General features: G+C 66.5%; 9 protein-coding genes and 5 pseudogenes. 7 read left to right on the top strand and 7 right to left on the bottom strand.

Annotation, left to right across the window (positions count from 1 at the left end; all coding sequences use genetic code 11):
• Window positions 1–8: 8 nt before the first annotated feature.
• Window positions 9–1,094, bottom strand: coding sequence for a sugar ABC transporter substrate-binding protein (locus ACFVV1_RS23145; RefSeq protein ID WP_389992228.1), 1,086 nt, complete (start codon window positions 1,092–1,094; stop codon window positions 9–11).
• 553 nt (window positions 1,095–1,647) lie between these two features.
• On the opposite strand from ACFVV1_RS23145, the pseudogene ACFVV1_RS23150 reads away from it, so the two are divergent.
• Window positions 1,648–1,875 (top strand): annotated as a pseudogene (locus tag ACFVV1_RS23150) (recombinase family protein); the annotation flags it as partial.
• A 143-nt stretch (window positions 1,876–2,018) separates the two neighbouring features.
• On the opposite strand, the pseudogene ACFVV1_RS23155 reads toward ACFVV1_RS23150, so the two are convergent.
• Window positions 2,019–2,300: pseudogene (locus ACFVV1_RS23155) on the bottom strand (transposase); the annotation flags it as partial.
• A gap of 173 nt (window positions 2,301–2,473) precedes the next feature.
• On the opposite strand from ACFVV1_RS23155, the pseudogene ACFVV1_RS23160 reads away from it, so the two are divergent.
• From ACFVV1_RS23160 to ACFVV1_RS23170, 3 genes and pseudogenes are all read left to right on the top strand, one after another.
• Window positions 2,474–2,569 (top strand): annotated as a pseudogene (locus tag ACFVV1_RS23160) (IS5/IS1182 family transposase); the annotation flags it as partial.
• A gap of 82 nt (window positions 2,570–2,651) precedes the next feature.
• Window positions 2,652–2,940, top strand: a pseudogene (locus tag ACFVV1_RS23165) (TrmO family methyltransferase); the annotation flags it as partial.
• 42 nt (window positions 2,941–2,982) lie between these two features.
• Entirely contained in the window at window positions 2,983–3,378 is a 396-nt protein-coding gene (locus ACFVV1_RS23170) for a hypothetical protein (protein WP_389992231.1), read from the top strand.
• Between the two features lie 550 nt (window positions 3,379–3,928).
• Here the strand turns inward: ACFVV1_RS23170 and ACFVV1_RS23175 are convergent.
• The 4 genes from ACFVV1_RS23175 to ACFVV1_RS23190 all read right to left on the bottom strand — a co-directional run bounded on the left by ACFVV1_RS23175 (window position 3,929) and on the right by ACFVV1_RS23190 (window position 8,291).
• Window positions 3,929–4,660 (bottom strand): amino acid ABC transporter ATP-binding protein, encoded by a 732-nt coding sequence (locus ACFVV1_RS23175; RefSeq protein ID WP_389992235.1) that lies wholly within the window; start codon window positions 4,658–4,660, stop codon window positions 3,929–3,931.
• Window positions 4,660–6,171: an ABC transporter substrate-binding protein/permease gene (locus ACFVV1_RS23180; protein WP_389992238.1), complete on the bottom strand. Its 1,512-nt coding sequence runs from the start codon at window positions 6,169–6,171 to the stop codon at window positions 4,660–4,662. The genes ACFVV1_RS23175 and ACFVV1_RS23180 overlap by 1 nt, the downstream gene beginning before the upstream one ends.
• 168 nt (window positions 6,172–6,339) lie before the next feature.
• A complete protein-coding gene (gene hutG / locus ACFVV1_RS23185) occupies window positions 6,340–7,368 on the bottom strand; it encodes a formimidoylglutamase (protein WP_389992241.1) in 1,029 nt (342 codons plus the stop codon).
• A 176-nt stretch (window positions 7,369–7,544) separates the two neighbouring features.
• On the bottom strand, window positions 7,545–8,291 hold the full coding sequence (locus ACFVV1_RS23190) for an IclR family transcriptional regulator (RefSeq protein WP_389992244.1): 747 nt from the start codon (window positions 8,289–8,291) through the stop codon (window positions 7,545–7,547).
• A 519-nt stretch (window positions 8,292–8,810) separates the two neighbouring features.
• Here ACFVV1_RS23190 and ACFVV1_RS23195 point away from each other — a divergent pair.
• Window positions 8,811–9,833, top strand: a complete 1,023-nt coding sequence (locus ACFVV1_RS23195) for an IS110 family transposase (RefSeq protein ID WP_389992247.1) — start codon at window positions 8,811–8,813, stop codon at window positions 9,831–9,833.
• A gap of 110 nt (window positions 9,834–9,943) precedes the next feature.
• Window positions 9,944–10,750: pseudogene (locus ACFVV1_RS23200) on the top strand (IS630 family transposase); the annotation flags it as partial.
• Between the two features lie 754 nt (window positions 10,751–11,504).
• Here the strand turns inward: ACFVV1_RS23200 and ACFVV1_RS23205 are convergent.
• A complete protein-coding gene (locus tag ACFVV1_RS23205) occupies window positions 11,505–12,116 on the bottom strand; it encodes a DUF3592 domain-containing protein (RefSeq protein ID WP_389992249.1) in 612 nt (203 codons plus the stop codon).
• A 542-nt stretch (window positions 12,117–12,658) separates the two neighbouring features.
• Between ACFVV1_RS23205 and ACFVV1_RS23210 the strand changes: the two genes are divergently transcribed.
• Window positions 12,659–12,862 carry a lyase family protein gene (locus ACFVV1_RS23210; RefSeq protein ID WP_389992252.1) on the top strand — a complete coding sequence of 68 codons (204 nt, stop codon included), beginning with the start codon at window positions 12,659–12,661 and terminating at the stop codon, window positions 12,860–12,862.
• Window positions 12,863–12,873: the final 11 nt, after the last annotated feature.

Raw genomic sequence — 12,873 nt, forward strand, 5'->3', positions numbered from 1 at the left:
GGGGCGGCTCAGCCGCAGGTGAGGAACTCGTCGGCGAACTGCTTCTTCAACGCGGCCGTCCTGGCCCTGCGGGTGGTGTCGTAGGAGGTCACGTTCTGCTGGGTCACGACGAAGGATCCGGAGTCGACGACCTGGCCGGGCTTCTTCATGCGGCACTGCTTGGTCTGCAGCAGCGCCAGCGCCCAGGCGCCGATCTCGGCCTGGCCGACGGGGTTCTGGACGACGGTGGCGCTCACGGAGCCGGTCTTGATCGAGGCGAGGATCTTGGCGTCGTCGTCGATGGCGACCACCTTCGCAGTGGAGCCGGAGTCGCGCACGGCTTCGGCGGCGGCCACGGCCGGGTTGTACGCGGTCGCGACGATGCCCTGGATCTGGGCGCCCTTGGCGGCGAGCAGGTCGGAGACGGCCTTCTGCGCTGTCTGCAGGTCCTTGTCGATGTCGGTGATCGTCTGCAGCAGCGTCACCTTGCCACCGGTCTCGGCCACCGCCCTTTTTACGCCCTTGATGCGCAGCTGAGTGTTGGCGTCGACGTTGTTGCCGGTCAGGTGGACGAGGGAGCCCTTGCCGCCCATCGCCGTGATGGTGGCCTTCGCGGCCTTGTAGGCGGCGAGTCCCACGTCCGTGGAGAGGCAGAAGTCGGCCTCATTGCGGCCGCCGGCGGGGCAGGAGGCGAGCGATGCCACAGCGAAGCCCTGGGACTTCAGGTCGGCGAACGTGGTGTTGATGTCGGTGGGAGACACGCCGAAGACACCGAAGGCGTTGTAGCCGCGGGCAGCGAGGGTGGACAGCAGGTCGTTCTGCTTCTGCTGGTCCCACTCGGCGGTCTCGTTGAAAGAGACGTCGCCCAGTCCCAGGGTCTCTTTGGACTGGGCGCCGGCCCGCTTCCACGGCTGGAAGTAAGGGTGTGCGCCGCCCGGGACCAACGCGAGTCTGACACGGGAGCCGTCGGCGAGGTCCGCCGTCCCGCCCCCTGTCTTCGAGGACGCGGTGGTACGCGACGAGTCGCCCGAATTCTTGACGGTGCAGGCCGCCGAGGCGGTACCGAGAAGGACAAGGGTGAGCGCGGCGGACAGTGCCGATCTGGTACGGGTCATAATTGCCCTCGGCAAATCAGATAGGATTTGGTTGCTCGTGATGCTGTGCGAGGAACAACCGTCCCGTCAAGACCTGTGCGCCGCTCGCCTCGTGCGGATGTGCCCTTCCTTCTTAACTTGCTGGTCAGATCCATTAATTCGCAGCACCCCAAGGTTGTGTGCTGGTCCCGGAAGGGGTGCCGGTCGAGCGGGCTCTAGGCGAAATCACATAGGATTTGTGTAAGTGGGGGTGGAGCCCATGCGGCCGATCACGGGCAAAGCGGAAGGATCCACGGCCGATGGTGCACCAATCGATGTCGCCCGTGGGCCGAACGGAGAGAGGTGCTGACGGACAGCGCCCATGAGGCGATCAAGTCGATGGTCATGGACCACCTGATCGAGCCCGGTGTCCGGTTGGGCATCGAAGCGCTCTCGCGAGCTCGGCGTTTCACCGCCCCCGGTGCGCGAGGCACTGGCCCGCCTGGAGTCCGACGGCCTGGTGGTCAAGCGGTCGCTCCCGGGCTGTCGCACCACTGACCTGCTGATGCGCAAGGGGGCGGAGGAGTTGTTCGAGATGAGGCTGCTCCTGGAGCCGCCGGCGGCACTGGCCGCGGAGAACATCGGTGAAGCCGAACTCGACCGGCTCGGCCCGGACCTGCGCGAAGTCCTCGACCTCGTCCACGACCTGAACGACAAGCAGATCGGTGTGCGCTCGCTGGCCGGCCCTCTGCCGATCAACACGGCCGATGAGGGCATCGGTCGCATCGCCTTCCTCCTGCTCGCCCAGTTCGCCGAGATGGAGCGCACCTTCACCGCCGAGCGAGCCGCCCACGCCCGCGTCGTGGCCGAAGCCGCCGGCCGCCCCATGGCCCACCCCCGAGACAAAATCGAGTATGGACGCCTGCTGAAGGGGCACGGCGCCAGCTACGGCGAGATCAGCACCAAGACCGGCATCCCGCAAGCCGCCTTCCACCGCAGGTCACACCGCAGTTCCTGGACCGTCTCGAAGTCCGACAGCCCTTGCAGGCTCTGCAGCACCACCGTCGTGGCCAGCAGCTGCGGCGGTAGACTCGGACGGCCGTTGGACGACGGATGCATGTCCGCGAACATCCCCGGCGGGAACAGCACCTCACGGTGCTCGGCCAGGAACGCGAACACACTGCCGGCCGGGATCAACTCCCGGCAGCTCTCCCTTACATCAGGCGCAAAGTCCCAGAGAACTCCCACGGACGCCGCCGCCCCCTTCTGACCTAGCGTTTTCCCTGGTCAGAGAGGGAGTGGCGGCTTTCGTCGATCAGATGTCCCGGAAGAGACCAGGCGGCCCCGTGACTTGCCGCGATGGGTGGCTGCACCTCGCTGACCTGCGCAGATGGTCTTTCGGCTGTTTCACGGTCATGCCCGTGACCGACGGGCGCGGCTCTCCGCTCGCGGTCCTTTTGGCCAGCGGCAACCGCAACGACGTCACCCAGCCGCCGCCCCCGCTCGGAGCGATCCCGTCAGCCGCGGCCTGGCGGCCGGCCAGACAGCGAAGGTTGGTGATTTAACGGGACGCCTCCAGGGAGTCCATGTCAGGGGGCTCCTGTTGGCGTCGATTACCACGCACGCAGCCCTCGCGGGAATCCACAGTGGCCGACAACGGGTACGTTCGCCCATCGCAATCACCGGCGCCCCAATCAGCTCGCGCAGTCTCCCTCGGCTCCTCAAGGTCGACGTGCTCCGGCTATACATGACCGACTTGGATGCCGTCGTCGGCACGAAGATCTGCAACTTGTCGCCCTTCTTCGTGGAGATGGGGTCGCGCGGGAAAGTCCACGGGCCCGCGTGGCCTGGACAGATGTTGGCCAACTACTGGGCCAAGAAGGACTGACGCTCAGCGCTCGGCGGGGGCCTGGTCGCCGGCGAGTGCGTCATGGGTGGCTTCGGGGATGACGCAGTTGCAGGTGAAGCGGACCGGTGCCAGCGCCTCCTCGCCCGCTACGCGCAGGCTGTCGACAAGGGCGTGGTTCTGACACCTTGGGCACGCTCGCCGAAGCCCTTGCTCCCGGCGTGTCAGGATGAACTGCATGGCCGCACCGAGCCGCGCACCGGCATCGATCCGTTCATGGCCCTGGTCGTCCAGGTCATGAGCCAGGAGCCGTACGCCGGCGCCAAGCGGGTGTTCTGGATCGTGGACCCCGCTGCCAGAGCTCGGCGCGCGCCTGCGGGCCGTGATCACGACATTGCCGGAGGCGATGGTCGCCGCCTGCCTCGCGGTGCCGCCGAGGATCTTGCCCGCTTCGTCGCACGTCCCGAGACGCTTCGCTGACCTGATAGCTGACCGTGGCGCTACCGGCGCCCGCTGCCGAACGCTGCCGTCAACCGGGCCGTTTCCTGGAACCTTCGGCCCTCGTGGCACGATGTGGTCCGCCCGCATGCGGGCCCCCGCCGTCGTCAACGCTTGATGTGGCGGCGAAGGTGGGCACGTCGTAGTGCTGTCGTCCCTGGCGTGTGGTGAGGTAGTTGGCGGTTTGGGGTCCTCCGCTGGCCAGAGCGGTCAGGTTGGCAGCTCCGGTACGGGCCAGGAGCTGGCGTGGAACCCGGCGCACACCCGACCCGACAGCCGGGCCGCCACCCTGCCCCAACCCCGAAAAGACCGCACCTCGCGAGCACGAAGCCCCCGTCAGCGAACCGACGAGGACTCATGAACGATCGAGGCTAAGACCGACCGGCAAATGGGGGGTGGGAGAAGGAGCGGGGTTGGGTGCGTGCAGCTGCAAGGCGGAGGATTGAGGCATGGCGGAGCCATGGTGATTGACGACAACGCGGCAGATGTGCGTGCCCAGCCCCGCGACGCCGCCCTCCATTTGCCGGTCGGTCTAAAGGACCTTGGCCAGGAAGGCCTTGATGCGGTCGTTGTCGTTGGCCGGTGAGAAGAACTCCTCGGGCGGCAGGTCCGCGGCGATCCGGCCGCCGTCGATGAATACGACGCGGTCAGCGACCTTCCGGGCGAATCCCATCTCGTGGGTGACCACGACCATGGTCATGCCGTCCTTGGCCAGACCGCTCATGACATCGAGGACGTCGTGGACTACCTCTGGATCCAGCGCGGACGTGGGTTCATCAAAGAGCATCAGTTGCGGGTCCATGGCCACAGCCCGTGCAATGGCGACGCGCTGCTTCTGGCCTCCGGAGAGCCGGTTGGGGAAGACGTCCGCCCGGTGGCTCATGCCGACCCGTCCGAGCAAGGCGCGGCCGCGCTTCTCGGCCTCCTCGCGGCTGCGCCCGAGCACATTCATCTGCGGCAGCACGACGTTGCGCAGTGCGGTCATGTGCGGGAACAAGTTGAACTGCTGGAAGACCATACCCATACGGGCACGCAGCTGGTTGAGGTTGGACTGCGTCGCACTGAGCTCGTCGCCGGCGAAGACGACATGCCCCGTGGTCGGCGTCTCAAGCAGGTTCAGGCAGCGCAGGAAGGTCGACTTGCCGCCGCCGCTGGGGCCGATGACGGCTACGACCTGGCCCGGATCGACGGTGAAGTCGATGCCGCGCAGCACCTCGTGGTCGCCATACGCCTTGGTGATGCCGTGGGTTTCCAGGAGTGCCATCAGACATACACCGCCATCTTCTTCTCGATCGCGTGGGTCGCGGATCCGATGAGGTTGGTCAGGACGTAGTAGAGGAGGCCGATGAACAGGTAGACGGTCAGCGCGTCGAACGTGCGGGAGATGATCGTCTGGCCGACGAGGAAGAGTTCACCGATGGTGATGAAGGAGACCAGCGCGGAGTTCTTGGTCAGCGACACGAACTCGTTGCCCAGCGGGGGCAGCATTCGCAGGAACGCCTGGGGGACGACGACATAGCGCATGGCCGCGCCGTGGGACATGCCGCAAGAACGGGCGGCCTCGATCTGGCCGCGGTCCACCGACTGCACGGCGCCGCGGAAGATCTCGGTGACGTAGGAGCCGCTGTAGAGGCCGAGGGCGATCACGCCGGCGACCATGGGCGGCAGTTGCAGTCCGAGCTGGGGCAAGCCGAAGTAGATGAAGAACAGCTGGACGACGAACGGGGTGCCGCGGATCACGGAGACGTAGGCGTTGCCCAGCCAGCGCACCGGAAGGATCTTGCTGAGCTTGGCGAAGCCGCCGAGCATGCCGAGGGTCAGGCTGAGGCAGAGCGACAGCAGAATGACCACGATGCTGACCAGAAGGCCGTGCCAGATCTGATCCCAGGAGTCTACGATCGTCGCGGGGTTGAGGAGCGGGTGGTCCTTCTGGGCCTTGGCGCCGCCCTTGGCAGCGAACCACTTGCCGGTCAGCTTCGCGTACGAGCCATCGGTCTTCATGTCCTTGAGCGCGGAGTCGAACGCGGCGGTCACCGCGGAATCCGACTTCGGGAACGCGTATCCGTAGTTCTCGCCGGTCAACCGCTTGCCGACCTGCTTCAGGCCGCCTTGCTGGGCGATGAAGTACTGACCGCCTGGCGCGCCGGTGACGACGGCGTCGGCCTGGCCGAGCTTCACGGAGGAGAACATCTGCTCGTTGGTCTGCACGGTCACGAGCTGGGCGCGGGGCTGGTGCTCCTTGAGCCACTCCACAGACTTGGTGCCGACCTGCACCGCTACCTTCTTACCGGCCAGGTCGTTCAGCGTGTGCACCGAGTCGTTGCGGTCGGAGACGAACATTGCGAGGCCGCCGGGGTAGTAGACGTCCGTGAAGTCCACGACCTTGGCCCGCTCGTCACTGATGTAGATCGCGGAGGCGCCGACGTCGATCTGGTGGGCCTGCAGCGCCGGGACGATGTTGGCGAACGGCATCTGCGTGAACGTGACCTTCCTGATGCCCACGCGCTTGGCCAGTTCCCGGACCAGCTCGACGTCGAAGCCGATCTTGCCGCCCTTGGCGTCGGTGAACTCGAAGGGCGGGAACGTCGCGTCGGTACCCACTCGCAGGGTCGCCTGGCCGGAGCGGAGCCGGTCGAGCTTCTGGGTACCCTCCTTCTGAGTCTCCTTGCCGGCCTGATCGGCGGCGGCGGGCGAGGCGCCGGCCAGCAGAAGAATGGACGAGAGAAGCCCGGCCAGGACGGCCGCGGCCCTTCGCCCTATGGGTGCTCTTACCATGTTCAACTCCATTGGACCTGTATGCGGGACGGATCTACGGGTGCTGCGACTCTTCCGGTTTGCCGCGAGCTGGGTGGGCGCGCGGGCGTCCGGGACGTGCTGGTCTCCGTTGTGGCCGGTCCGTACGCGGCGCCCGGTGGGCTGCCGCCGGGATGTGGGACGGCTCGGTCAGCCGGCGGTGACGGCGTCCGGACCGGTGGGCGCGGTGGCGCGGCTCCGGGTGCGGTGGGAGCCGACGGTGAGGGTGTGGACGAGCCGGGCGGCGAGCCCGGCGGTGCGGTGGTCGATGTCGTAGGCCGGGTTCAGCTCGACGACGTCCACCAGCGTGAGTTTCGGGCTGGCGGCGACCACCTTGCAGATCTCGACGATGACGGTCGGTGGTACGCCGACTGAGGCGGGCGCACTGACGCCGGGGGCGGACGCGGCGGGTAGCACATCGAGGTCGATGCTCAGGTGCAGGACGTCGACAGAGTCGACGAAGTGCGCCACGAAGGCGAGCACGTCGGAAAGATGGCGCTCCTGGCACTCTTCGTCCGTCCGGTACACCACGTTCAGGGCATTTGCGGCGTCGAAGAGGGCGGCGGTGTTGCTCGGCTCACTGATGCCCACTACCGCGTACGTGAAGGGCGCGCCGCGGTCGGCCTCGAGGCCGGCAATCTGCCGGAAGGGGGTGCCGGAGGTGGCGCGCGATGCCTCGCGCAGATCGAAGTGCGCGTCGAGGTTGAGGATCCCGAGCCGCCGCCCGTCCAGGGCGCCGCTGTTGGCGAGCCCCCGGTAGGAGCCGTACGCGGTCTCGTGGCCGCCGCCCAGCACCAGCGGGGTATGGCCGGCGCGAATCAGGGAGGCGACGGCGGCGGCGAGCCTGTCGTGGGCGTTCTCCAGGTCGTCTCCCACGACCCTGACGTCACCCGCGTCGTGGACGATGATATTGGCGTCCAGGGCCTTGGAGGCCAGGGCCCGGCGGATCTCCCCCGGGCCGTCGGCGGCGCCCTGGCGGCCTCCGTTGCGGCGCACCCCTTCATCGCTGCGGAAGCCGATCACGGCTGCACCCGGGGTGGTGGCGTCGTCCGCGTTGACCGCGGAATGCCAGCGTCTGTGCGCCGGGCCGGTACCGTCGATGCGGCCGGCCCAAGCGGGGCGGGAGGTCACGTCGGGGGTTGCGACCGTGGCTGACAGGTTGGCGGAAGTCGTTTCCATGGCGGATCCGTTGGCCGGGGTCGCAACTGTGGCGGTGCTGGGGTGGGTGTTCATGGTGCGCAGTCCGAACTCATGGCGGTGATGGGGTGCTGGGCAGGACACTGGATCGCGTCAGCCGGTGGCGTGCGGTGCGGGCATGCGGCGGGAACCGGCGCGGGGCGTAGCAGGTCGGGGCGTCATGGCAGGAGTTCGTCGAAGCGACTGATGTCCTGAGCCGCGGCGTGGGTAAGGGTGAGCAGCGTCTGATGGTTGCGGCGCACCCGGAATTCGGGCGCCATGGTGCTGACGGTTCCGGTCACCTCGCCGAGCCGGTCGAAGACGGGCACGCTGACGCCCCAGACGCCCTCGTCGACAGCTCCGGTGCTCACGGCGTACCCGCAGTCGCGGACGCGTCGCAGTTCCAGGTGGAGCGCCGCGACACGTTCAGCGGTGAGCCGGTGGGCCTCGCTCACCGCGGCGACGCGCTCGTCGGGGAGGTGGGCGAGTATCGCCTGCGCGCTGGCTCCGAAGGTCAGCGGTTTGGTCAGGCCCGGGGAGAAGCTGCACTTGATCACCCGCGACCCCTCGGCCGCCTCGACACACAGCACATGATGGCCACTGGGGACGAGGAGGGCAGCCAGCTCCTGGGTGTCGGCGGCCAGCCGGGTCAGTCGGCGCTTCACCTCGCCGCCGCTGAGCGTCTCGCGACGGTAGTTCTCGGCCATCTGTACGGCGAGAGAGCCGGCGCAGTACCGGCCGCGGGTGCGGGTGGCACTGACGAGGCCGAGCTGGACGAGATCGTTCAAGTGCCGGTAGACCGCGCTGATGGGAATCGCGGTACGCAGGGATAGATCCTGGGCGGTCACCGTCGTCTGCTCGGCGAGCGCGACCAGGATCGCGCCGGTGCGGTGGCCCGGCCCCTGAGCGGTCCTTCTTGATGTCACCTGCCGGACATTAGTGATTCTTTTCGGCCACACAAGGGCTGTCCTCCCACTGGATGGGAATTTCCCTGTCGATCAGTGGGAAGTACCTGCACTGCCTTGGGTTTTGTGCCCCGTTTCATCTTCATTTGCGTCTAAATATCAGAGATCGAAACGCGCCAATCGTGGCGACGATATGCATTCAGGACCTGAACAGGCCGAACTTGAACTGTTTCGGGTCGATAAGGGATTGGATCCCAGCTTCGTGGAACCTTGGCTGGCCAGGGTCCGGGCCCGATCGGCCTGCCGGCGGGCCCGTTCCAACTGCGCGCCTGAAGGCGCGGCGGCCCGCGGACGTGAGCCGGAGCGTGTCGTGCGACTCGTACTGGTCCGGCTGCGCCCGCTGCCCAGGGCGCTGGTGCCGGCAACGCGATGAGCCATCGGACCGGAAGGCGAACGGGTATGCCCAGAAAGAGCACGTCCAGTACGTCCCCTGCCCCGCGTGCCCGCCGACGCCGGCCCACGGGGGAGGTGGTCCTCGGGGTGGACACGCACCGGGACACTCATGTGGCTGCCGTCCTCTCCCCGCTCGGGGCAGTGTTCGGCACCGAAGAGTTCCCGGCCACCGCCGCCGGGTACCGCGGACTACTCGCGTGGGCCGGCGGTTGGGGCACGGTGCGGCGGGCCGGGGTGGAGGGGACCGGCTCCTTCGGTGCGGCCCTGTCCCGCTACCTGCAGTCCCAGGGCGTGGAAGTGTTCGAGGTGAACCGGCCGGACCGGACCGACCGCCGTTTCCGTGGTAAGTCGGCCCCCCTCGATGCCCAGAACGCCGCCCGGGCGGTGCTGAGCGGGCGGGCACGCGCCCGGGCCAAATCAGGCGACGGACCCGTACAGATCGCCCGGATGTACAAGCTCACCAAAGGGTCGGCAGTCAAAGCCCGTACCCAGGCCATCAACCAGATCAAGGCCGTCCTCGTCACCGCCCACCCGGACCTGCGCGAAGAGCTTGCCGGGCTGAACAACCCGGACCTCCGCCGTACCTGCGCACGGTTCGCTGACGACAGCAAGAACGACGAGGGCGAGGAGGAGACAGTGCTGCAGGCCACCCGCACCACCCTGCGCTTGTTGGCCCACCGGATCGAGCAACTCACCGAACAGATCCAGGACCTGGAACGCCGCTTGGCCCGACTCGCGGAACGCCACGCCCCGCAGCTGCTCGCTGTGGTGGGCATAGGCCCGGACACGGCCGTGACTCTGCTGATCACGATGGGGGACAACCCGGAGCGCCTCGGCAGTGAGGCATCGTTTGCCGCGCTGTGCGGGGTCAGCCCCGTCGAGCGCTCCTCGGGCGCGAGGCAGTACCGTCGCCTCAACCGCGGCGGCGACCGGCAGGCCAACGCCGCCCTCCACCGGATCGTGCAGACCCGCCTGCGCTGTGACCCGCGCACCCAGGAGTACTGCGAACGCCGACTCAAGCAGGGCAAGACCCGCCGCGAAATCGTCCGATGCCTCAAACGCTACGCCGCCCGCGAGGTATTCCACCTGGTCAGGGCCATACAGTCGTGACCCAGCCATAGGGGCTGTGTGAGAGCGCGTGAGACGACGAAGCCCCGCCGGAATGCTCCGGCGGGGCATCTGGGCGCGACGGGCTATTCGGATTCTCCAGTTGTTAAGGCGGTGCGGCTTGCGCGCTGCTGTCGCGCCCGAGAGGCCGTCTCGTGGGTGAGCATCAAGTCCTGTCCGAGGCCGAGCAGGCCGCTGCCCGGGAGGCTGTCCTCGATCACATCCCCTGCTACCTGGGGCTTTCCGGTCAGCTGTGGACGCGGGGGCAGATAGGCGAACTGATCTTCAAGCTGTACGGAGTCCGCTTCACCGAGCCCGGCGTGGGCAAGTACCTCGAGCGTTGGGGGCTGAGCTTCCGGCGTCCGGACAAGCGGGCGGTCGAGCAGGATGCAGCGGTCCGCCTTTGGCGCGAGGAGACCTGGCCCGCGATCCGGGCCGGGTCGAAGGCGGAGAACGGCGAAATCCTCTTCGGCGACCAGGTCGGGGTCCGCTCGGACCAGGTCACCGGCCGCACCTGGGGCGCCAAAGGGACAACTCCGGTTGTCCGCCGCGCCGGGAACCGGTTCTCCGTGAACGCGGTGTCCGCGATCAGCGCCCGCAGCCGGATGCACTTCATGGTCTTCACCGAATCGTTCGACACGCAGGTCATGTGCCGCTTCCTCGCCCGGATCACCAGACATTCCGACCGGAAGGTCCACCTGATCGTCGACCGGCACTCTGCCCACCGATCGAGGACCGTCCGGGCCTGGCTCGCCGGCCACAAGGACGAGATCGAGCTGCACTTTCTGCCCTCGTACTCACCCGAGCTGAACCCGGACGAGCTGGTCAACCCCGACCTCAAACGCAGCCTGCCTCACACCCGCCGGGTCAGGAGCCGGGCCGAACTCGCCGCCGAAACCCGCAGGTTCTTCCACTGGAGGTCCTCGATGGACTTCAGTACCTATCGGGGTTTTCTGGCAGAGATCTACTGGACGTGCGAAGGCCGACTCGAGCTTGCTTCACCAGCAACTGCGTTCCAGATTCATGTAATCGAGCGGGATCTCGATTTCTCGGTGGAGCCGGGGCTGCGGGCCGCATGGCTGGACGCGAACGGCGGACCGGCTTGGATGCCGGTGTTCGCCAGGCCCGGCTATGAGAGCGGTTACGATTTTCTCTCTGTCGAGGAAGCGGCCGGCGACAGTCCATGAAGCAAAATGCCCCTCAGTACATGGATTCTCTCGATCCGAGGCCGCGGGATCCTCGAATCCAAGCAGGCTGGTTCAATGACGGCTGGCTACTCTTCGTCGAGTCCGGCGAGGGGCAGCTGATACAGGATCATTCCCCTGCGAAGAAGGGCGCACTCGGCCAGATCATCGCGTACACGCACGATCTGGATGAGATGAGCTACATCGCAGCGAGTTTGAAGACTTCCTCGAAGGATCCATCGCCGAGATTTCGGCAAACCCGGAGGAGTACGTGTCTGAAGCCTGAGCCCGAGGAATCCAACTACTGAGCGTCGATGCACAATTCCGGGTGGGGCTGTGCGGTTCCGATCGTCAGGCCCTTTCCGGCCTGTTCCGGTGAAAGCGCTGTTGCGACAGAAACCCTCGCCTGCTCAGGGATCGATGGGGTGCAAGTCGCGGGCTACTGCCGGAGGAACAGTGCATGCTCAGCATCCATGTGTCAGGCGAGTGCTCACTTTCCGGAAGGTTTTTCCTTAGTCCAGACCTGAGCCATGGCCTGAGTGACATCCGGACTGAGGTACTGAGTGGCGATCTGGTCAATTTCATCGAAATTTTCCGTGTGCCGCTTCGTGAAGCGCCCGAAAAGTCTCCGCAGGGCGATACCTGCGATTCCCAGCGGAACCATTGCTGCTGAGATGAGCAGCAAAAGCAAATCGATAGTGTTCCTGGTGAGGGTATTCCAGTAGCCGAGGTCCGAGGGGAGGGCGACTGTGCCGGTATCGTTCGGGTCGTACACGACTACCATGGTGTAGCCGTCCCTCACCTGATGTGTCTTAAATTGCAGCGGCGATTCAACGGAACGCCCGCCGGCCGGGGTAAAGCGCACCCAGCAGGTGACGGACAGCTCGCCACCATTTTCGTCGTGGAGGGCTTGCTGGCATCTCGTGACATTCGCGTTGGTCTGAACTCCATGGCTCTTCAAGGTAGATATCGCCTTGCTGTGGTTCGGTATGATGAATGTCGCGATCGTGGCGAAACTGCACAGCCCCACAACGATCATGGCGATGGATGTGATCGTTAGGTATCTGAGCAGATTGCGTGGACGTGCGGGCTTCGTACTCATCGGCTCCCTGACGTAACTGAATCAGTCGATACTGCTCTACCCCGTCCATCCGGGGCTCGATCGTCTCGCTGCAGGTCAATTGACCACAACTCAAGTGCGGACCCTCATCCTTCGCCAGCTACCGGCGCTGGCACACTCGGATAATCTGAAGGCGTGGGCGCGAATAACTACCGGGACGAGCGAGCTGCCCGCCGCCAGCCCGCGTTGATTCCCAGGCCTCCCGAGGTGTCGAGGAGGGCTACCGACTCGTAGGCCCGGGCGGAGCACTCACTCCGATCATCAGGCGCGTGCAATGGCTGGACAACCATCCGGACGGCCCCGAGACGCGCGTGATGATCTCCTTCCAGGACGGCACGAACGTCGAGTTCCCCTTCGATGTCCGACTGGCCGCCATCTGATACAACGAGCAACGAGCCGTCAGCGGTGCGGCGTTGATAGAGGCTGCTCCCGCCGCGTGGGGTGCCCCCGCTGAGCCCTGGAGTTAGGCGCGCCGCCGAGGACTGTGCCGCCGCCGCTCGGCCCGGAGTTCGGCAACCCATGCGGTGATACTGGGAAAGAAGGACGAGCAACGCCCCGCCGAGGCATGCGGACTGATTCGCGAGATCAACCTGGGCGGTACGGCGATCGGCACCGGCTTCAACTCCCCTCCACGCTACGCCGAACTGGTCTGCTCGTACCTGTCCGAAATCACCGGCATCCCGCTCAGCACCGCGTCCGACCTGGTCGAAGCCATCCAGGATGTCTGAGCGTTGATCCA

It is taken from the genome of Streptomyces sp. NPDC058092, assembly GCF_042884935.1.
Classification (GTDB): domain Bacteria; phylum Actinomycetota; class Actinomycetes; order Streptomycetales; family Streptomycetaceae; genus Streptomyces.

What these genes read in the sequence shown, in the direction of transcription:
- ACFVV1_RS23145 (WP_389992228.1), bottom strand. Translation starts at nt 1,094, where the DNA reads ATGACCCGTACCAGATCGGCACTGTCCGCCGCGCTCACCCTTGTCCTT.
- ACFVV1_RS23170 (WP_389992231.1), top strand. Translation starts at nt 2,983, where the DNA reads ATGGGTGGCTTCGGGGATGACGCAGTTGCAGGTGAAGCGGACCGGTGC.
- ACFVV1_RS23175 (WP_389992235.1), bottom strand. Translation starts at nt 4,660, where the DNA reads ATGGCACTCCTGGAAACCCACGGCATCACCAAGGCGTATGGCGACCAC.
- ACFVV1_RS23180 (WP_389992238.1), bottom strand. Translation starts at nt 6,171, where the DNA reads ATGGTAAGAGCACCCATAGGGCGAAGGGCCGCGGCCGTCCTGGCCGGG.
- hutG (WP_389992241.1), bottom strand. Translation starts at nt 7,368, where the DNA reads ATGGAAACGACTTCCGCCAACCTGTCAGCCACGGTCGCAACCCCCGAC.
- ACFVV1_RS23205 (WP_389992249.1), bottom strand. Translation starts at nt 12,116, where the DNA reads ATGAGTACGAAGCCCGCACGTCCACGCAATCTGCTCAGATACCTAACG.